Origin of the sequence: Pseudomonas sp. WS 5146, from assembly GCF_012985495.1 — a bacterium.
GTDB lineage: Bacteria > Pseudomonadota > Gammaproteobacteria > Pseudomonadales > Pseudomonadaceae > Aquipseudomonas > Aquipseudomonas edaphica.
Map to the genome: position 1 here is coordinate 1 of NZ_JAAQWL010000005.1, position 19,848 is coordinate 19,848.

At 59.6% G+C, this 19,848-nt stretch carries 18 protein-coding genes and 2 rRNA genes; 11 read left to right on the forward strand and 9 right to left on the reverse strand.

From position 1 onward, the window contains the following. The 5 genes from HBO41_RS14660 to HBO41_RS14680 form a co-directional block, all read left to right on the forward strand. Positions 1-239, forward strand: a 23S ribosomal RNA gene (locus tag HBO41_RS14660); the annotation flags it as partial. Between the two features lie 151 nt (positions 240-390). Continuing rightward, positions 391-506, forward strand: a 5S ribosomal RNA gene (rrf, locus tag HBO41_RS14665). A gap of 160 nt (positions 507-666) precedes the next feature. Further along, positions 667-1,326 carry a paraquat-inducible protein A gene (locus tag HBO41_RS14670; protein WP_169986764.1) on the forward strand — a complete coding sequence of 220 codons (660 nt, stop codon included), beginning with the start codon at positions 667-669 and terminating at the stop codon, positions 1,324-1,326. Next, positions 1,313-1,936, forward strand: coding sequence for a paraquat-inducible protein A (locus HBO41_RS14675; RefSeq protein ID WP_017134539.1), 624 nt, complete (start codon positions 1,313-1,315; stop codon positions 1,934-1,936). The genes HBO41_RS14670 and HBO41_RS14675 overlap by 14 nt, the downstream gene beginning before the upstream one ends. Next, on the forward strand, positions 1,929-4,232 hold the full coding sequence (locus HBO41_RS14680) for a PqiB family protein (protein ID WP_017134538.1): 2,304 nt from the start codon (positions 1,929-1,931) through the stop codon (positions 4,230-4,232). Before HBO41_RS14675 ends, HBO41_RS14680 begins: the two co-directional genes overlap by 8 nt. Positions 4,233-4,402: 170 nt before the next feature. On the opposite strand, the gene mksF is transcribed toward HBO41_RS14680, so the two are convergent. The 3 genes from mksF to mksB are packed head-to-tail and all read right to left on the reverse strand — an operon-like array spanning position 4,403 to position 9,214. Beyond that, a complete protein-coding gene (mksF, locus tag HBO41_RS14685; RefSeq protein ID WP_056859191.1) occupies positions 4,403-7,243 on the reverse strand; it encodes an Mks condensin complex protein MksF in 2,841 nt (946 codons plus the stop codon). After that, the gene (gene mksE, locus HBO41_RS14690) at positions 7,240-7,947 is read right to left on the reverse strand and encodes an Mks condensin complex protein MksE (RefSeq protein WP_017134536.1); all 708 of its coding nucleotides are present in this window, start codon (positions 7,945-7,947) and stop codon (positions 7,240-7,242) included. Before mksE ends, mksF begins: the two co-directional genes overlap by 4 nt. After that, positions 7,937-9,214 carry an Mks condensin complex protein MksB gene (mksB, locus tag HBO41_RS14695; RefSeq protein ID WP_017134535.1) on the reverse strand — a complete coding sequence of 426 codons (1,278 nt, stop codon included), beginning with the start codon at positions 9,212-9,214 and terminating at the stop codon, positions 7,937-7,939. Before mksB ends, mksE begins: the two co-directional genes overlap by 11 nt. A gap of 187 nt (positions 9,215-9,401) precedes the next feature. Here mksB and HBO41_RS14700 point away from each other — a divergent pair, with 187 nt between their 5' ends. Continuing rightward, positions 9,402-10,145, forward strand: coding sequence for a hypothetical protein (locus tag HBO41_RS14700; protein ID WP_026013484.1), 744 nt, complete (start codon positions 9,402-9,404; stop codon positions 10,143-10,145). Next, the gene (gene rimI / locus HBO41_RS14705; RefSeq protein ID WP_005784514.1) at positions 10,138-10,590 is read left to right on the forward strand and encodes a ribosomal protein S18-alanine N-acetyltransferase; all 453 of its coding nucleotides are present in this window, start codon (positions 10,138-10,140) and stop codon (positions 10,588-10,590) included. Before HBO41_RS14700 ends, rimI begins: the two co-directional genes overlap by 8 nt. Before the next feature lie 149 nt (positions 10,591-10,739). Here the strand turns inward: rimI and HBO41_RS14710 are convergent, their stop codons facing one another. Beyond that, on the reverse strand, positions 10,740-11,144 hold the full coding sequence (locus tag HBO41_RS14710; RefSeq protein ID WP_017134533.1) for a hypothetical protein: 405 nt from the start codon (positions 11,142-11,144) through the stop codon (positions 10,740-10,742). A 139-nt stretch (positions 11,145-11,283) separates the two neighbouring features. On the opposite strand from HBO41_RS14710, the gene can reads away from it, so the two are divergent. Next, a complete protein-coding gene (gene can, locus HBO41_RS14715; protein WP_099549196.1) occupies positions 11,284-11,928 on the forward strand; it encodes a carbonate dehydratase in 645 nt (214 codons plus the stop codon). Here the strand turns inward: can and HBO41_RS14720 are convergent. The 4 genes from HBO41_RS14720 to HBO41_RS14735 form a co-directional block, all read right to left on the reverse strand. Continuing rightward, entirely contained in the window at positions 11,925-12,449 is a 525-nt protein-coding gene (locus HBO41_RS14720; RefSeq protein ID WP_169986767.1) for an SET domain-containing protein-lysine N-methyltransferase, read from the reverse strand. The genes can and HBO41_RS14720 overlap by 4 nt on opposite strands. A 146-nt stretch (positions 12,450-12,595) precedes the next feature. After that, on the reverse strand, positions 12,596-13,765 hold the full coding sequence (locus HBO41_RS14725) for a hypothetical protein (protein WP_169986769.1): 1,170 nt from the start codon (positions 13,763-13,765) through the stop codon (positions 12,596-12,598). A gap of 122 nt (positions 13,766-13,887) precedes the next feature. Further along, positions 13,888-15,588, reverse strand: coding sequence for an acid phosphatase (gene acpA / locus HBO41_RS14730; RefSeq protein ID WP_017134529.1), 1,701 nt, complete (start codon positions 15,586-15,588; stop codon positions 13,888-13,890). Between the two features lie 101 nt (positions 15,589-15,689). Further along, the gene (locus HBO41_RS14735) at positions 15,690-16,010 is read right to left on the reverse strand and encodes a hypothetical protein (protein WP_017134528.1); all 321 of its coding nucleotides are present in this window, start codon (positions 16,008-16,010) and stop codon (positions 15,690-15,692) included. A 231-nt stretch (positions 16,011-16,241) separates the two neighbouring features. Here HBO41_RS14735 and HBO41_RS14740 point away from each other — a divergent pair, with 231 nt between their 5' ends. Both HBO41_RS14740 and HBO41_RS14745 read left to right on the forward strand, forming a co-directional pair. After that, positions 16,242-16,532, forward strand: coding sequence for a nucleotidyltransferase family protein (locus HBO41_RS14740; RefSeq protein ID WP_017134527.1), 291 nt, complete (start codon positions 16,242-16,244; stop codon positions 16,530-16,532). Beyond that, complete coding sequence (locus HBO41_RS14745; protein WP_169986771.1) at positions 16,529-16,873, forward strand: DUF86 domain-containing protein; 345 nt, start codon at positions 16,529-16,531, stop codon at positions 16,871-16,873. The genes HBO41_RS14740 and HBO41_RS14745 overlap by 4 nt, the downstream gene beginning before the upstream one ends. A gap of 33 nt (positions 16,874-16,906) precedes the next feature. Here HBO41_RS14745 and HBO41_RS14750 read toward each other — a convergent pair whose 3' ends face one another. Continuing rightward, the gene (locus tag HBO41_RS14750) at positions 16,907-18,325 is read right to left on the reverse strand and encodes a short-chain fatty acid transporter (RefSeq protein ID WP_074854380.1); all 1,419 of its coding nucleotides are present in this window, start codon (positions 18,323-18,325) and stop codon (positions 16,907-16,909) included. A 186-nt stretch (positions 18,326-18,511) separates the two neighbouring features. On the opposite strand from HBO41_RS14750, the gene HBO41_RS14755 reads away from it, so the two are divergent. After that, positions 18,512-19,825 (forward strand): MFS transporter, encoded by a 1,314-nt coding sequence (locus HBO41_RS14755; protein ID WP_169986773.1) that lies wholly within the window; start codon positions 18,512-18,514, stop codon positions 19,823-19,825. Positions 19,826-19,848 lie beyond the last annotated feature (23 nt).

Here is a 19,848-nt window from a genome sequence, read left to right on the forward strand (position 1 = left end):
CCGGAGTGGACGAACCTCTGGTGTTCCGGTTGTCACGCCAGTGGCATTGCCGGGTAGCTATGTTCGGAATAGATAACCGCTGAAAGCATCTAAGCGGGAAACTAGCCTCAAGATGAGATCTCACTGGGACCTTGAGTCCCCTGAAGGGCCGTCGAAGACTACGACGTTGATAGGTTGGGTGTGTAAGCGCTGTGAGGCGTTGAGCTAACCAATACTAATTGCCCGTGAGGCTTGACCATATAACACCCAAGCAATTTGAGTCGAAAGGCCAGATTGCGGTGTGTGAAGACGAGATGAACCGAAAGTTCGACGCTCACAAAACACCGAAAGCTGTCACATACCCAATTTGCTGAAGCGAAGCCAACTGGCTACGACTCAGTACCCGAATTTCTTGACGACCATAGAGCATTGGAACCACCTGATCCCATCCCGAACTCAGTAGTGAAACGATGCATCGCCGATGGTAGTGTGGGGTTTCCCCATGTGAGAGTAGGTCATCGTCAAGATTAAATTCCGAAACCCCTGATTGCTAACGCAATCAGGGGTTTTGTTTTGGGCGGTCGAAAACCCAAACCGGTCCAAAGCTGCCGACAAATTTGCACAGTTATTTCTGAACCAGACCATTAGAATAGGCACCTAACCTTTTTTAGAGTTCGAGCCCTATCTATGCCCGATCCGGTTGATACCGTCGAGGTGTCGCAGTTACCACTTGAGGATCTGGTGGCATGCCATGAGTGCGACTTGCTGATGCGCAAACCCGCACTCGCCCTCGGTGAAAAAGCCCAATGCCCACGTTGCGGTTACGAGCTTTACGCTCACCGCCACAACGTGGTTGAGCGAAGCCTCGCTTTGGTGCTGGCTGCACTGTTGCTGTACATCCCCGCGAACTTTTTACCCATCATGCAGCTCAATCTTCTCGGGCAGTCTTCGCAGGACACCGTATGGAGCGGCGTGGTAGGTCTGTTCGATACCTGCATGCAAGGTGTCGCAGCCGTGGTGTTCCTGTGCAGCATGGGCATTCCCCTGCTCAAGCTGCTCTGCCAATTGGCGGTGTTGCTCAGTATCCGTTGGAACATCGGCCGCAGTTATGGGCTGTTGCTTTACCGCATTTACCATCACCTGAAGGATTGGGGAATGTTGGAGGTTTACCTGATGGGCGTGCTGGTCGCGATCGTCAAGCTCGCGGACATGGCCTCCATCACCATTGGCCTGGGGCTTGTCTGCTTCGTCAGCCTATTAGTGGTTCAAGTACTGCTGGAGGTGGTGATGTCGCCCCACCAGATCTGGCAAGCGCTTTCAGGAGAGGATGATCATGCGGGCGATTGATGCGGGCATTCTGATTTGTACCGAATGCCACGAGCTGAACAAGCAAGAGGCGGATACCGATGAGCAACTGTGCACCCGTTGCGGTGCGCTGATCCATGCGCGTCGCCCCAACAGCCTTGTGCGTACCTGGGCGTTGCTGATCACTGCAGCGATCCTGTATATCCCGGCCAATCTTTTGCCAATCATGACCATCAACTCTCTCGGCCAGGGTGATCCCAGTACGATCATGGCGGGCGTGATTCAGCTGGTGCAGCACGGAATGTTCCCCATCGCTGCGGTGGTGTTTATCGCCAGTATTCTGGTGCCGACGTTCAAGCTGGTGGGCATTGGCCTGTTGCTGTTCTCGGTGCAACGTCACCAACCGTTGTCCGCACAACAACGCATTATCATGTACCGCTTTATCGAATTCATTGGCCGCTGGTCCATGCTGGATATCTTCGTGATCGCCATCCTGGTGGCGGTTGTTAACTTTGGGCGACTTGCCAGTGTCGAGGCCAACCTTGGTGCTGCAGCGTTCGCCAGTGTGGTGATCTTGACGATGCTTGCCGCAGTAACTTTTGATCCCCGACTGATTTGGGATAACACGGAGTCGGACGACGACCATGAGTGATTTGCCTAAAGCTAAAACCCGCCCGGCCTCTAACTGGTCGGCCATTTGGGTGCTTCCCCTGATTGCGCTGATCATCGGCGGCTGGCTGGGATGGCGTGCCTATTCCCAACAGGGCATCGAGATCCAGGTGCGCTTTGAAAGTGGCGAGGGCATCCAGGTCAACAAAACCGAAGTGGTCTACAAAGGCATGACGGTGGGCAAGGTCAAAGCCTTGGCCCTGGATGACGAAGGCAGCAATCGCGGGGTGATCGCCACCATCGAGATGAACAAGGACGTCGAGCAATACCTCAAGACCAACACACGCTTCTGGCTGGTAAAGCCCAGCGTCAGCCTCGCCGGTATCACCGGCCTGGAAACCCTGGTCTCGGGTAACTACATTGCCGCCAGCCCTGGCGATGGCGAGCCCACGCGCAAATTCAAGGCGCTCTCCGAAGAGCCGCCGTTATCTGACGCCAAGCCTGGCCTGCACCTGACCCTTAAAGCCGATCGCCTCGGCTCACTGAACCGCGGCAGCCCGGTGTTCTACAAACAGATCCAGGTTGGCCAGGTCAAAAGCTACTTGCTGTCCGAGGACCAGAGCACCGTCGAGATCAAGGTCTACATCGAGCCGACTTACGCCAGCCTGGTGCGCAAACACACGCGTTTCTGGAACGCCAGCGGCATCAGCATCGACGCTAACCTGTCCGGCGTAAAAGTGCGTAGCGAATCGCTGTCCAGCATCGTCGCCGGCGGTATCGCGTTCGCCACCCCAGAAAATCGCAAGGACAGCCCGCCGACCGATCCGAGCCTGCCTTTCCGTCTTTATGAGGATTTCGACGCCGCCGCCGCCGGCATCAAGGTCAAGGTCAAGCTCACCGACTTCGAAGGCCTGCAGGCTGGGCGCACCCCGGTCATGTACAAGGGCATCCAGGTTGGTAGCCTGAAAACCCTGAAGATTGACCCGGACCTGTCCAGCGCCCATGCCGAGCTGACCCTCGACCCACTCGCCGAAGACTACCTGGTGCAAGACACGCAGTTCTGGGTGGTCAAGCCGTCCATCTCCCTGGCCGGCATCACCGGTCTGGAGGCGTTGGTAAAAGGTAACTACATTGCCATCCGTCCCGGTGACAAAGGTAGCGCACCGCAACGTGAGTACGTTGCCCGGGCCAAAGCACCTCCACTGGACTTACGCTCCCCCGGCCTGCACATGGTGCTCTTCACCGACAACCTAGGCTCCCTGGATGTGGGCAGCCCGATTCTCTACAAACAGGTCAAGGTCGGTTCGGTGCAGAGCTACCAGTTCTCGCGCAAGAACAAGCAACTGGTGATCGGCGTCCACATCGAGAAGGAATACGAAAACCTGGTCAACGGTTCAACGCGTTTCTGGAACGCCAGCGGCGTCACCTTGACTGGCGGCCTTACCGGCGGCATCCAGGTGAAGAGTGAATCCCTGGCCAGTCTGATGGCTGGCGGTATCGCCTTCGAAACCCCGGAACAGAATGTACCGTTGAAAAAACGTATCCCGCGTTTCCGCCTGTTTGCCGATCGCGACGCGGCCAACCAGCACGGGACCCTGGTGACCATCAAGGTTGATCGCGCCGACGGCCTGCGCCCCGGCACGCCCGTACGCTTCAAAGGCCTCGACGTGGGCAAGATCGAGAACGTCGACCTCAGCGCCGACATGCAGTCGGTACTGCTCAGCGCCCGGATCACCCAAGTGGCTGATCGCATCGCGCGCAGCGGCAGCCAGTTCTGGGTGGTCAAGCCTGAGCTGGGCCTGATGAAAACCGCAAACCTGGAGACTCTGGTCACCGGCCAATACATCGAAGTGCAGCCCGCCGTGAAAAACGCCGGGCCGCAAAAGAGCTTCGTCGCGTTGGACAAGCCACCAGAGGCTGTTCACCAGCAAGAAGGCCTGAGCCTGGTCCTCAGCGCCGCACGCCGTGGTTCGTTGAAGGAAGGCGTGCCCGTCACTTACCGTGAAGTCACTGTAGGCAAAGTCACCGGCTACGAATTGGGCCAGACCGCCGACCGGGTGCTGATCCACATTTTGATCGAACCTAAATACGCACCACTGGTGCGCAGTGGCAGCCGCTTCTGGAATAGCAGTGGGTTTGGTTTGGACTTCGGCTTGTTCAAGGGGGCGACGGTGCGCACGGAATCTCTGGAGACGTTGGTGGCCGGTGGTATCGCCTTTGCCACGCCGGATGGCGAGCGCATGGGCAATGCGGCGCGACCGCAGCAGACGTTCCCGTTGTTTGATAAGTTTGAGGATGAGTGGCTGACCTGGGCGCCTAAGATTCCATTGGGCAAGTAGACCGCGGCGCGGCCATCGCGGGCAAGCCCGGCTCCCACATTGGAATGCATAACTCCTGTGGGAGCCGGGCTTGCCCGCGATGAGGCCCCCACCATGACTGCAAAACCCCAGCCCATAAAAAAGGCCGCGATCCAAACAGATCGCGGCCTTTTGCATTTCAGCGTCTCCGATTAAACCTCATCCAACTCCGGCTCATCCGCCTGCACATTCACCGTCGCCTTCACCACATCATGACGACGGATGTACTTCCAGTCCGCCTCATCAATGTAGATACCATTCGGCCCGCTGCCGCCTTCCAGGTCGATCGCCACTTGGGCGGACACCTGCGGCTTCACACTGGCCAAAATCGGCACAAAGCCCAGCTGCAAACTGGTTTCCAGCAACGCCGCCTGGTTCTTCTCATCGATGTCCGCTGCCTCATCGAGGTAGTACGGTAAACGCACGCGCCCGGCCTGGTCACGGTCCATCAAGTGCAGCAACAAGTACATGTTGGTCAGCGCCTTGATGGTCATGGTGGTGCCGTTGGACGCCGCGCCGTCGATGTCGGTGTGAATCACCGGCTGGCCATGCACCTTGGTGATTTCAAATGCCAGCTCGAACAAGTCCTTGAGGCCCAACTGGTTATGGTTGGCGGCCACAAGACGGGCCAGGTATTCCTTGGCCTCTTCGTTCTTGTTGTCCTGTTCGGCGCTCTGGCTCAGGTCGAACACCGACAGGGTTTCGCCTTCTTCATACTGACCGGCACTGTGGATGATCTGGTCGATATGCTTGAGGGCTTCCTTGTTCGGTGCAAGCACGATACGGAAGCTTTGCAGGTTGGACACCTGACGCTTGTTGATCTCGCGGTTAAACAAGGCCAACTGGTGCTCAAGGCTGTCGTAGTCGCTGCGGATATTGCGCAAGGTCCGCGCAATATCGGTGACGGCTGCACGGCGCGCCTTGCCTAGGGTCAGGGCTTCATCGGTGCGGTGCGCATAAGCGTTGATCAGCAATTGCAGACGACGCTCTACGTCATCCTCGCTGTCGAACTTGGCCACGCCCTTGAGGCGCACCTGTGCATACAGCGCCTCAATCTGGCCATCAGCGCGCAGCAAACCTTGCCAGCTGTCCTGATAGTCATTGAGCAATGGCAACAGGTTGTCCATCGAGTCGTCGACCGGGTCCATGAACGGTGTGCCGAACGGCAAGTCGGCCGGCAACAACTGACGGCGGCGCAGGGCGTCATCCAGCGTGCGTTGCTTGGCTTCCATATCGCCGATCTGACGGCCGACCAGTTGCAGCTTGGCCGACAACTGCTGGACACGCTCGGTGAAGGCATCACTGGAGCGCTTCAACTCATCTTGCGCGGCTTCCATCTGCGCCAGGTTTTCGAGCTTCTCGCCTTCTTCCGCGCTCAGGGTTTGCGCGCGACGGAAGTCTTCCAGCGCCTTCTGCGCATCCAGCACTTGCTGGTACAGGGCTTCGGTCTGGGTCTTGCTCGCCGCACGGTCAGAGGCTACGGCCTGCTGCGTCTTGAGCTGCTTGAGTTCTTTTTCCAGGCGCTCTTTCTGGTCGCGCAACGCCGCGCGATCGGCCAGCGCCTGCAAGGCCGGTGGCTCAATATGGGAGATGTCGATCGACAGCCCCGGCACTTCAAATTTTTCACCCTTGAAGCCATCAAGGATCTGCTCCAGGGATTTAACCCACTGGCCATCCTCATCCAGCGTGATGCCATGCTCGCCCAGCGGCAAACTGAACAACGAACTGTTGAACAGGCGCATCAGACGCTCGACGTCCTGTTGTGAGAATTCTTCACGCAGTTTGGCGTAACTGTTGTTGTCGGCATGGTCGAGCTGTTGCTTGACCGACTTCAGGCGTTTCTCCAGGTCACGCAAGCGCTCATCCAGGTCCTCAGCGCTGAACTGACGGGATTGCGCCAGGGCGCCCGCCAATTCATCGTGGGCATCCTTGGCCGCCAACAGTTGCTGCTCCAGCACCTTGACGTCATCCACCAGCGCAAAGCGATGCTTAAGCACCGACAGCTCGCCCAACCAACGCTGGATGCCACTGATCTCGCGCTCCAGGCGCATCAGCTCCTGGGTACCGCCACGCTGATCGTTTTGCAGCGCGTCCTGCTCGTTACGGTAGTGCTCGGCCTGGATGGTCAGCTCTTCCTTGCGCGCACTGGCGTAGTCTGACCAGGTGCCGAGCAACGAATCCAGCAAGGGCGACAGGCGATGCAATTTGCCGCGCAATACATCGCGCAAGCGCACGCCATTGGCGAGCGCTTCAACCAACGGCCCGGCAGCCACCAGCGAGTTGTAGTCCTGCTCCATGCGCCTTACATCACGGAAGGCTTCTTCGCACGCAGCGATGTAGTCCACGCTGCCGGAACGCAGGCTGTGTTCGAACGCATCCAGGAACAATTGCTTGAGCTTGGCCGCGGTGATTTCGCGCATGTGCAGCAGGTTGATAAACAGCGCGCGGAAGGTCTTCAGGCTCTGTTCGCTGGTGGAACGCAGCGGAATCAGGGTCAGGTCCAGTGGGATTGACGTGTGGCCACCGACCAGCAAACGGCGCAGTTCATCCGGTTTGAGTTCGTAGGCTTTAAGGCCTTCGCGCTCAAGGTTGGTGAACAGCTCTTTTTGACGCAGGCAGGTGTCGTTCTTCTGGTAGTGGGCCAAGTCCAGCTTGCCGGCATAGGCAAAGAACTGGTGACCGAAACCACCGCCCGGGCCGCGCCCGACCACGCCGATTACGTGCGGGCCGTGGGGCAGCGAGACTTCCACGAGGATGTAGCTGGTGTCGGTGGCAAAGTAGAAGCGCCGCGATTGTTCCAGGGTGTACTTGCCGAAACTCATGTCCGACATACGCGCCAGGATCGGGAACTGCAAGGCGTTGATCGACGCAGATTTACCCAGGTTATTCGCGCCGTACACCGACAACGGTTCCTCCAGCGGGAACAAGCCCAGGCTGTAACCCGCGGTGTTCAATAGGGCGAAGCGGCGGATGCCGTAACGTTCCTTACTCATGCGTCGGTCTCCTGTTCTTCGGCAATGGCGCGGGCCAGGGCGTCTTCTTCGCTTTCTTCTGCGAAGTCGCTGAGGTCCAGCGGGTCATCGGTTTTCAGCAGTTTTTCATCGCTGTCTTCATCGATGATTACCGGCGCCGGCAATGGCAACACACTGTGCACGCTGGCGGCCAGGTCACGGTCCTGCTGCACGGACAGGCACACATCAAGGAAGCGGTGCATCGGCGGCAGGAAGCGATAGATGCCGTTGTCTTCGCTGGCAAAACCCAGTTGGGTCATGCGGCGCATGATCTTTTCTTCGAGCTCTTCCTGGGTCTGCACTTCGGCCTGGATAAACAGGTCGCGGTACTTTTCCAGCAACGACGGCAACTCATCGCGGCCCAGGCTGCCGCCATCGAGCACGGCGACCGGGTCGCGGCCCTGGTCGGCCAGGTGCTCGACGATGATGAAGGTGAACAGCGCCAGACGTTGCGCGGTCTTGTTGACCTGCGCCGCAGCCACGGCAGTGTCCGGCACGAAGTAATAGAAACCGCGTGTGTCACACACCAGCTCAAAGCCCAGGGCCTTGAACAGTGTGCGGTACTGGTCCTGGAAGTTCGACAGTTGTGCGTACAGCTCCGGGTCGCGGCGGCTGACGTGGTAACCCTTGAACAGCTCGCGAAAGATCGGTGCCAGTTGGGACAGTTCGGATAGATCAAGATGCATAAGGCGTGCTCGCAGAATTCTCGGTGGCATCGGTGCCAGCCGGGAGCAGGGCGAATGAGCGCAGGCTGACCTGGTGCTCGTGTGTGTGGTAGTCGCGGCGTTCCAGGCGTTCGCGCTTGAAGCGTTTTTCCCGCGAGAGCCGTGAGAACCAGTACAGCAATTCATCGGTGGCGCCGTCCGGTTCCTGCTCCAGCAGCCAGGTCATCAGGTCCGGCATCGGTAGCGCGTCTTCGCAGCGCTCGAGCATTTCCTTGACCGTGCGCGGCGCACGCTGGGCTTCGCCCTTGTGGGATTTGTGCGCCTTGGGGAAACGCGCCGGTTTCGGCTCGAAATTGGCCAGGGCATACACGTACGCTTCGACCTGGCTGGCACTGCCCAGGAAGGTACTTTGAGGCCGGGTAAACATCGGCATCGCCGCTTGCGGCACCGCGTCCAGGCCTTTACGGCGAATGGCCGACAAGGCCAGCGCCGCGCCACGCGTCACGGCGTTGTGGCGGCGCGCTTCTTCGCGCAGCGGCAGCAGCAGTTCGCGGGCATGGCGCAAGGTGAGCTGGGCGCTGGTTTGCATTTCGAGGATGCGCGCGTGAGTACGCAGCAGCATATCGTCGTCGACCAGATGGCCGAGGCGTTGCTGCTCGGTGAGCATGCGCAGCAGCACATTCTCGACCTTGCGCACGCCTTGCTCGAAGGCGCCGTCGGCGTTCACCAGTTGGATCATGGGTTCGACGTATTCGTCCCAGGTCGCCAGTACCTCGGCGTAACGCTGGCGCAACGGGATTTGCCGGTCGCTGGTCTTGGCGCGGTCGGCCACGGCCGCCAGGGCTTGTTCGTCGTTGGCGAGTTTTTTCAGCACGTCCCGCACACGCATATCCAGCAAGCGCAGTTGGCGGGCCAGGTCGTGGCCATCACGGATGTCAAAGGCGTCCTGGATGTAACCGGCCAGACGCTCAAGGTGGCGCAGGTAGGCTTCGATTTCCAGGCACAGGCCAAGCCGGTGCTCCTTGCGAAGATAGGCGAGGAAGTCGTGGATCTGTGCATTGAGCTCGAAACGGTTCGGGCTCTTGGCGACAGGCACCAGGATATCCAGGCGAATCCACACGTCCAACAGGCTGGTGATGTCCTGTGGCGTGCTGTCCAGTTGTTGGGCCGCCAGTTGTGCGCGCAGCTCGCCCAGGCTCAAGGTGCCTTGGTCGAAGTGTTCGCACAGTGGCTCAAGCAGGGCCCAGTGTTCGGCGAGGGCGCGCAAGACGCGCTTGGGTTCGATCATCGGAATGGCCGGCTGGTTGGCGAATAAAAGTCGCGATTGTACTGCATCAGGCGCGGGATTTATCCACAGCCGGTCAGTGCGCAGTGGGCGATTGTTACCGAACAGCGGTAGAATCCCCGCTCTTTAGTTATCCACAAGTGGCCGAGCTGTGCTTATCGAGTCCCGACGTCGCGCTTACTTGACTGCCATGCAGGTGGTCAACTGGCTGCCCCGCACCGAACTGCCGTTTGCCGCCCCATCGCGGCCCGAGCTGCTGCAGGCGCTTGAGCCTTATGAGGCGTTCGAGGTGTCGGGCGAGGAGGCTGCTGCGCCGGTGGCGGTGGTCAAACCCACGCCAGAGGCTCGCCCCGCTGTCGAACGCGTGAAAGTTGAAGTGCCGCGCCCGTCACCCGTGGCCAAGCCCGTGGCGGCCGAAACGCCAGCGCCGGTGGCCAAGGCAGCAGTGGTGCCACCGCCACGTTTCGCCCTGCAATTACTGCGGGCCGGGCGTTGCCTGCTGTTGGTGGAACTGCCCACCGGCGAACGTTTTCAGACCCGCGACCCGGCCTACATGCTGCTAAAAGACATGCTGCGCGCCGCCGGCCTGCCCGACAGCCCGCAAATCGTCGGCGACCCCGTGCGCTGGCCGCTGCTGGTGCGCGGCAACATGGACCAGGGCCCGGACGCTGCACGGGATTTTGTCCAGGGTTTTGTCTCGGCGCGCCTGGAAGACGAACCCTGCGTGTGCCTGTGGCTGATCGGCCTGCCCGCCGTGCGTTTTGCCGGTGAGGCGAATGCCGAAGCCTGGTATCGCGAGCTGCAGGTCGAAGGCCTGGGCTCGGTATGGGCCTTGCCGGGCCTGGAATTATTAATGGAAGAGCCACAGCGTAAGGCTGATGTCTGGCAAGCCATGCGCCGGCTGATGGCGCGCTGGAAAAGTACCGATGAGTGAAGCTTTATCGTTCCGCCCGATGACCGAGGCGGACCTCGACGCCGTACTGAAGATTGAATACGCGGCGTTCAGCCATCCCTGGACCCGTGGGATTTTTCTTGATGGGCTGGGCAAGTACCAGATCTGGCTGATGTTTGAAGGTGAGCAGCAGGTGGGCCACGGTGTGGTGCAGATCATCCTCGATGAAGCGCACTTGCTGAATATCACCGTCAAACCGGAAAACCAGGGCCGTGGCCTGGGGTTGGCGCTGCTGGAACACCTGATGTCGCGCGCTTATGCCGCCAGTGCGCGGGAGTGCTTCCTGGAAGTGCGCGACAGCAATACTGGCGCGTTTCGCTTGTATGAGCGCTACGGCTTCAACGAAATCGGCCGTCGCCGCGATTACTACCCGGCCGTGGGTGGGCGCGAGGATGCCGTCGTAATGGCTTGTACGCTGGTCGACTAAGGCATAAACCCGATGTGCAAGCCGGCCCCTGTGGGAGCTGGCTTGCCTGCGATAGCATCACCTCGGTCTGGCTGAAACACCGAGGCGCCTGCATCGCGGGCAAGCCCGGCTCCCACAGGGGAAGTATTCACAGGCTCAACTGTGTTGTGTCAGCGGTTACCGTCTATCGGGTCAATATCTGCCAATTCCGCCTCGTCCAGGCCATTGCCACCGCCAATCTCGTCCTCATCCACAATGCTCAGGTCATAATCCGCCGGATTATCCTCACCGGCCTCACGAGCATCCCGGGCGCCATCCTCATGGATCAGCGTTTCCGGGCTCATGTCATCATCCGTGGGCTCATGATCATCGGTCGAAGCCCCGGTCATGCCGGCTTCACGTACCCGTTCGTCGGGCATCAGGTGTTCGCGCTCGCGGCGCGGCAGCTCATCACCGATTTCTGCGGTCGGCTCTTGCTCGTCAAAATCCAGCTCGCGCATCTCGCCCATGCGGTCTTCGTTGTCATCAATCGGTTCGGGTTGGGTAGCGCCGTAGGGACGTCGTGATTCAGTCATGGCCAATCCTCATACTGTGGGGCTTATAGTGTGTGGACAGGCACGGCGCCCCAAAGATTCAAGCTAATTGCGCCCGGGCGTGACCCGGACGAGCGGTTGTCTGTCACAAAGCTGCGCATCATTCCTGAGGCTTTCCCTGATGAACGAACTACAAGACCTGCTTGATAACAACGAACGCTGGGCGGATGCGATCAAACAGGAAGATCCCGAATTCTTCGCCAAGCTCGCCCGCCAGCAAACCCCGGAATACCTGTGGATCGGCTGCTCCGACGCCCGTGTACCGGCCAACGAAATCGTCGGCATGCTGCCCGGCGACCTGTTTGTGCACCGCAACGTGGCCAACGTGGTGCTGCACACCGACCTCAATTGCCTGTCGGTGATCCAGTACGCGGTGGACGTGCTCAAGGTCAAACACATCCTCGTCACCGGCCACTACGGCTGCGGCGGCGTGCGCGCTTCGATGCAGGACCGCCAGTTCGGCCTGATCGACGGCTGGCTGCGCACTATTCGCGACCTTTATTACGAAAACCGCGAGGTGCTGGCCCAACTGTCCACCGAGGAGGAGCGGGTGGACCGCATGTGCGAGCTGAACGTGATTCAGCAAGTCGCCAACGTCGGCCACACCAGCATTGTGCAAAACGCCTGGCACCGCGGGCAGAGCCTGTCGATTCACGGCTGCATCTACGGCATCAAGGATGGCCGCTGGAAGAGCTTGAACACCACCATCAGTGGATTCGAGCAACTGCCGCCGCAATATCGCCTGCGCCCACTGGGCGAAGCCTAAGGCCGTTTGCGCACGCGCCAGTGGGTCATGAACGCCTGGCCTTCGGCGCTCAATGGCTCCTTGGCGCCGGTGATCCAGCCCCGGCAGTTCAGCTCGCCGCATTGGCAAGCGAACTGCCGGAACAGCGCATCTTCGGTGGTGGCGTAATCCATCGTCAGCAAGGTGCCGGGCGCAATGGGTTGCACGGTCCAGACTTCCAGGTACGTGGCATCGAAAAACACGTTCGGATTGCAGGAGTGCAACATCAGGCGACTGAACCACGGGTCATAGAGGTGGATGCGTGACGAGAGCTGCAAGGTGTGGGCACGTCGTTCGCTCAACGCATAGCCGGACACTCTGGCAATGCGCACGCGGCTGTCAAAGGCGACGCATGCTTTGAGCGCGGCGCCAATGCCATTGGCATCGTGTACGACCTGGAAGTGTTCACTCGAAGGGTAACCCTGTTCAACGAGCACCGTTTTGAAGGGGTAAAGGCAGTCACTCACAGCAGTTTTAGCCTTATCCATGGCTTGAGTTTTCATAACTCTCCTGGGCTAGGCTGCATCGACCTGCGATGGGGTCTGACTTCCAGTCTTGCAGCGGATGGGTGCCGTTCAAGACTCGCTGAAGTTGTAGGCGATTTCTACTGTCAGATCTGACAGTAGAAACCGGTTATATTTTGTACGATTTACAGTGCAGGGGCAGTAACAGCAGGGATTGGGGCGGCGTCTTTCAGCTGTTTCAACTGCGCCTTGATGGGCGGGGTGGCGCATTTGGCGTTGGCTTGCTCCGGGGTCAGGTTGCGCACCGAGGTGTAGAACAGCTCACAGGTCTGCTCCTTGCGCGTGACTTGCCAGGTGTTCATGCACGCCTTGAGCAACACATTCGGGTCACTGGCGGGTTTCTGGCCCATGCCGGCTTGCCAGCAGGCGGCGCTCAAATCTTGCCCCATCACTTTCAAACCGGCCTCATCGGCTTTTTGTTCATTGCCGTCATAGCTGGCCGGATCTGCCGCATACCAGATGTAACTCGGGTGGTTGGAGCCCAGTACCGACACGGTTTTACCGGCAACCGGGCTGATCTGCGCCAGCCCCAGCACGGCGACGGTTTGGCCGTACTGTTGTTTGATCCAGTTACGCACCGGTGCGCCGAATGCCACCATCGGCAATGAGCCGTTGGCGTGCAGGCTCAGCTCCTTGACCATGCGCGTCTGGTAGTCGGCAAAGTAGCTGTAGACGTTTTCCAGGTCCTTGCCCGCATTGGACGGCGCGGCGATCGGCGCAATATCGATGATGGTCTGGTAGGCCGGTGTTTCCGTGGCCGGGATGCCATTGTCCGTGAGCAAAGTGGCCCAGCGGTCAGTGGTAGCCGATTCCAGGTAATCCTGGGCCTGGGTCAGCGAGTAGTCGGGCGGGAAGTGCAGCAGTTCGATGCTCTTGCGGTTTTCCAGGGCCATGCCCAGCGGCAGGAACAAGTACCAGTTGTAGGCCCACTTGCCGTCGCTGTTAAGTTTGCTGGCGCCCTGGTAGGCCAGGTCGGCGGTGTTGAGCAGCGTGGTCAGGGGCTGGCCGTAATGCTCGGGCACGCCGCTGAAGGTGGCTGAAACCTGGCCGTCGTGGGTTTTCACACTGACCTTGGCACGGCTGTACCCGTCGCGCTGCAAGCTCTGGTTCAAATAGTGCTCGGCGGTCTGCTCCAGCGTCCATGGCCGAAAGCAGATTACGTTGCAGTTATTGGGGAAAGCGAACAGTTGGGTGACGCGTTGCGTGCTGCCCAGTGGTACTTCGATGTCGGCCTGTACGACCGCACTGGTCAGCAGTGCGGCCAGGGTGAAGGACAGCCTGGTCGGTTTAAACATAGTTGGTTCCTTGTCAGCGAAAGCCCGTCTGCGCGGGGTGAAAGCCCACTTGCACACAGTAGCGGTTGACCAGGAAAACCGCGTGCTAAATCGCCAGGCATGTCGCTATTGGATAAGAAAACCTACCGGTTGAACTGCAAGGCGTTGCTCAAATCGCCCATGGGCTTCTGGCCGCGGGCGATCATCGCGTCATCGCGCTGCTTGAGGCCGTCCAGTGTCTCCAGCTGGAACACGCGGGTGATCAGACGCAGGATCGACGCGGTGTCGTAAACCGTATGGTCCACCGTGCCTTTGCGTGCAAACGGCGACACCACCAGCGCCGGAACCCGCGTGCCCGGGCCCCAGCGATCGCCTTTGGGCGGTGCCACGTGGTCCCACCAGCCGCCGTTTTCATCGACAGTGACCACCACCACCATGTTTTTCCACTGCGGGCTTTCTTGCAGCACTTTCAAGGCGCGGGCGATATGGCGGTCGCCCGAGGCCACATCGGCGTAGCCGGCGTGCATGTTCAGGTTGCCCTGGGGCTTGTAGAACGTCACGGCGGGCAGCTTGCCGGCCTGGGCATCGGCGAAGAACTTGTTGGTGCCGGAATCATCGCCCAAACCGCCGTCACGCAAGCGTTTGTCGCGCTCAGCACGGTTTTGCGGGCCTTGTTGCTTGAAGTAGTTGAACGGCTGGTGGTGGTACTGGAAGTTCGGAATCTTCGGGATACCGCCCGAGTCCTTGAACTGGTCCAGCGTCGCTTGCCAGGCCCCGGCGTACCAGGCCCAATCGACGTTCTTTTTCGACAGTTTGTCGCCAATGTGTTCGTGGGTTTGCGGCACCAGCACGTTGGGCAGATCGGGCTTGGAATAGTCCGGGTTTTGAGGGTCGCGGATCCAGGTCGGCCAGTATGGCGGTGCCAGGGTGTTCACGCCGTAACCGTCCGGCGTCAAGGCGCTGGGGCCGAACTGCGGCGGGCCGGTCATGGCGCTGGCCGGCGACTTGTCCAGCGGCTTGAGGCGCGGGTCGGTGGGGTCATCGCTTTGCAGCGTGGCTATTTGCGCCTTGGCCACCGATTGTGCGGCATTCGGATAAAACGGCGCGGTGGCGCTGATCAGGTACTGGTGGTTGAGGAACGAGCCACCGAAAGCGCCCTGGAAGAAGTTGTCGCACAGCACAAACTCCTTGGCCACGTCCCACAGACGCAGGGAATATCGACTCTGGGCGTAGTACCCCATCACCAAGCCACCGGAATCGGCCCAGGCGACAAAGTTGTCGTTCTTGCCGCCGTTGATCTGCATCTGGTTCTGGTAGAACACATGCCACAAATCACGAGTGACCAGGCTCAAAGGCAGGTCCTCGGCATTCGGGCCTTTGAGGGCGAATGGCGCGTTGGGCAGGTTTTCCTGGAATTGCACTTCGCTGGGGTAAGTCACCCCGTCCACACTTTGCGGGCCGACTTGCAACACGCCGCCCCAGGCCGGTGGCAGGGTGCTAAGCAGGCTGCCATCACGGTCACGTTGCTGCACGTCGGCTGCGGAGAGCGCCGACAGTGGTTTCTCCACGCCAGGGAAGTCTGCGAACAGGTTATTGAAACTGCGGTTCTCGGCGTAGATCACCACGACTGTCTTCACCTGCTCGTGCAAGGCCTTGTCCAGCTCTTGCGGTGTAAGCGGCCGCACCTCTGGCTTGCCCGCAGGCTCGCTGGTATTGCCGCAAGCACTCAAGGTCGCACCAACCCCCAGCACCGCCGCGCCCCCGAGGAAACGCCGACGGCTGGTGTCCACGGCCGGTTGGGTTACGGAATCGGGAGAAGGGCGGTCTTCGTGCTCGTCACTCATTGTTGGGCGTTCCTGCTGGCTGATTGTTGCAAGATATTTCGCAGGACGGTAGCAATGCAATGTGACGGAACGAAGACAGCGGTTAGAAAGCTAAAGGGTGGTCACAGCAAGTGCAGTGCCAGTTGGCTGCCCGCGCGCAAGTACTCCACTTGAGCCGTCAGCGCATCCTTGACGATTGCCTCACCCGTGTCGGTCAGCTTGGCTTTTTTTGCATCGATGACCGTGGTTTGCAAAAGCTGCATGGCCACGTCCATCACTTTTTGGAAGGCTGTGACGTTATTGTGCAGGCCAAACTCATTGACGACGGCAGCCATACGCCGATCGGCATCGTCTCGCAGAGCCGTGTACTCGACGAACGACACGTGGTCGTCCTTGTAAATATCATTGATCAACTCTTCCAGTGATTTGGACAGGGGCGTCATCGGATTTTCCTTGGTGTTTGTGGGTGGTAATCCAAGGCAGGTTAATCAAAGGCGCGAGGGAGGGAAGTCAGAGGCTGTCACTGCAATAAGTGGGAAAGCCCGATACATCTGGCCAGGGAATTAGCAATGCAATGTGACGCAATGACGAGGTTGATGTAAGAAATCGGGCATGTATACACACACCCTGGCACTGCTAAACTGCGTCAATAATGGATGCCACCGAGGTGAACCGTGAAACCTTCAATCGCCCTTGATCTAAAACGGGCCGCCGTCAGAGAGGTGGTGGGGCGTTTCCGTATCTCAAATCCAAGGGTGTTTGGGTCTGTCTTGCTGGGTACCGATCAAGAAGGTAGCGACCTTGATCTGCTGGTAGATGCTCCGCCGGGGACCACGCTTTTTGATCTTGGTGGATTGCAGGTAGAGCTGGAGGATCTGCTCGGGGTCAATGTGGACCTGCTGACGCCTGGCGATTTACCACTGAAGTTTCGCGCAAAAGTGTTGGCTGAGGCACGCCCGGTATGACAGTAAATCGCCTCGGGGACTACTTGGATCACATAAGGCAAGCCACCGCTGATGCGATCACATTTGTTGACGGCTTGAACAAAGAAGAGTTTCTGGAAGACAGACGTACTCAACAAGCAGTTGTCATGAGTCTGATCATCATTGGTGAGGCATCAACAAAAATCATGGATCAGCATCCAGATTTCGCTGCGAGTCACCCGCAGATCCCTTGGCGTAGCATGCGCGGGATGCGCAACCGGATTGCCCACGGTTATTTCGATATCAACCTCGATGTGGTTTGGGACACGATCCAGGATGCGTTGCCTGATCTATTGCATCGCCTTCCTGTGGTTCCAGCCTGACTGCGCCTGTGCAACAAGCGCAGTCAGGGGCGTTTAAGGCATCACCGGCGGCAAATACTTCAACGTCGTCCCCAGCGCCCACAACAGAAACAACACCAGCGGCGTGTGCACCAGCAACTGCACAAATGAAAACCCGATCAGATCCCGTGCCTTCAGCCCCAGCACGCCCAGCAGCGGCAGCATATAAAACGGGTTGATCAAGTTCGGCAGTGCCTCAGCCGCGTTATAGATCTGCACCGCCCAGCCCAGGTGGTATTGCAGGTCATTGGCCACTTGCATCACGTAAGGCGCTTCAATAATCCACTTGCCACCGCCCGACGGGATAAAGAAGCCCAGCACCGCCGAGTACACGCCCATCAACAGCGCGTAAGTGTCGTGGGAGGCGATGGAGGTGAAGAACAACGAGATATGGTGCGCCAGGGTCTGGCCGTCACCGCCTTTCACCACGGTCATCAACGCGGCGATCGAGCCATACAACGGAAACTGGATCAGCACGCCCGTGGTGGTCGGCACGGCACGCGCCACCGCATCCAGGAAGCTGCGCGGACGCCAGTGCAGCAGCGCACCGACCATGATGAACAGGAAGTTATAGGTGTTAAGCCCCGAAATCGCGCTGATCGCAGGTTTGGTCGAGAACTCATGGAACAACCAGCCAGCCGCCAGCAAGGCCAGCAGGATGGTCAGCAGCGGGCTGTGTTCCAGCCATTCGCCCGGACGCGTCGGCGGTTGTGGTTTGGGCATATTGAAGGCCGGGTCGACACCACAGGCCTTGGCATCACGCGCACTATTGGGGCCGGGTGCGGTGGCATAGGCGATGATCAGCGACACCACGATCAGCGCCAGTAACAACACGCCCGATTGCCACAGGAAGATGGTCTCGGTGAACGGGATCATCCCGGTGATCGACAGGATCGACGGCGGCAAACTGGCCGGGTTGGCCTGCAACTGCGCCGCCGACGACGACAGCCCCAATGCCCACACGGCGCCCAAACCCAAATAAGCCGCAGCCCCGGCGGCGCGGTAATCCATGCGCAAATCCGTGCGACGGGCCAGGGCGCGTACCAGCAAACCGCCAAACACCAGGGACAAGCCCCAGTTGAGCAAAGAGGCGACCATGGAAATCAACGCGACCCACGCCACGGCCGAGCGGCCATTCTTGGGGATACGTGCCAGACGGTCGATCAGCTTCACGGCGGGCGGCGAACTGGCCACCACATACCCGCCGATCACCACAAAGGCCATCTGCATGGTGAACGGGATCAGGCTCCAGAACCCGTCACCAAAGGCCTTGGCGGCTTCGGTCGGCGCGGCACCCATGCCCAGGGTCGCCACGGCAACAATGATCACCGCCAGGGCGGCAAACACCCAGGAATCCGGAAACCAGCGTTCGGCGAAGTTGGAACAGCGCAGGGCAAATCGGGCATAGCGGCTTTCTTCGATAGCATCGGCCACGAGTCTTTCCTCTTGTATTTATTATGGGTGTTGGCAGTTTTACGGCATGTTCCGCTACGGGCATTGATATGGGAATGCAGTTATCTTCATCGATCCATGAGGAAAACAAATATATCTGTCGCGATTGCCATCACTGGGCGCAGCTCATAACCTGCACGCCATTTTGTTTGTCTGCCGAGCCTTTACATGACTGCCACCTTTTCCCCACGGGCGCAGCGTTTTTCCCCTTCCGACTACAAAACCCTGGGCCTGGCCGCCCTCGGCGGCGCGCTGGAAATCTACGACTTCATTATCTTCGTGTTCTTTGCGCTGACCCTCAGCCAATTGTTCTTCCCGCCGGAAATGCCCGAATGGCTGCGCCTGCTGCAAAGCTTCGGCATCTTCGTCACCGGTTACCTGGCGCGCCCGCTGGGCGGCATTCTGATGGCGCACTTCGCCGATCACCTGGGGCGCAAACGCGTGTTCAGCCTGAGCATTCTGATGATGGCCTTGCCGTGCCTGCTGATCGGGATCATGCCCACCTACGTGCAAATCGGTTATTTCGCCCCGCTGATTCTGTTGGCCCTGCGCGTGCTGCAAGGCGCCGCAGTGGGCGGCGAAGTGCCGAGTGCCTGGACCTTCGTCGCCGAACACGCACCGCGCCACCACCGAGGCTACGCGCTGGGCTTCCTGCAAGCGGGACTGACCTTCGGCTACCTGCTCGGCGCACTCACGGCCACCTTGCTGGCGCAAATCTTCACCCCCGCTGAAATCCTCGACTACGCCTGGCGCTTCCCGTTCCTGCTCGGCGGCGTGTTCGGTGTGATCGGCGTGTGGCTGCGCCGCTGGCTCAGCGAAACCCCGGTGTTCCTCGAAATGCAGGCTCGCCGCCAGGCCGCCGCTGAAATGCCGTTGCGCACCGTCCTGCGCGACCATCGCGCTGTATTGCTGCCGGCAATGATCCTCACCTGTGTCCTGACCTCGGCAGTCGTGGTGTTGGTGGTCATCACGCCCACCATGATGCAAAAAACCTTTGGCATGAGCCCCAGCCACACCTTCGCCCTAAGTGCGCTGGGGATCGTCTTCCTCAATATCGGCTGCGTACTCGCCGGTTTGCTGGTCGACCGCATCGGCGCCTGGCGCGCAGTGCTGGTCTACAGCCTGTTGCTGCCGGTGGGCATTGCGGTGCTGTATGCCAGCCTGATCAGTGGCGGCGTGTGGCTGGGCGCGGCGTATGCCGTGGCGGGCTTGAGTTGCGGCGTGGTGGGCGCGGTGCCGTCGGTGATGGTCGGCCTGTTCCCGGCGCAGGTGCGGGTGTCGGGGATTTCGTTTACCTACAACATTGCCTATGCGTTGTGGGCGAGTACAACGCCACTGTTGCTGATCGCGTTGATGCCGACCAGCCCGTGGATTTGCGTGGGGTATTGCGTGGTGATGGGCGCGGTGGGCGTGGCGAGTGTGGCGCTGTTTGGCAAGCGCCACCCAGTAAACGTTGTTACAAATGGCACCTGGGGCCATTAATTGACGGGTAGGGGAGGCGCTCC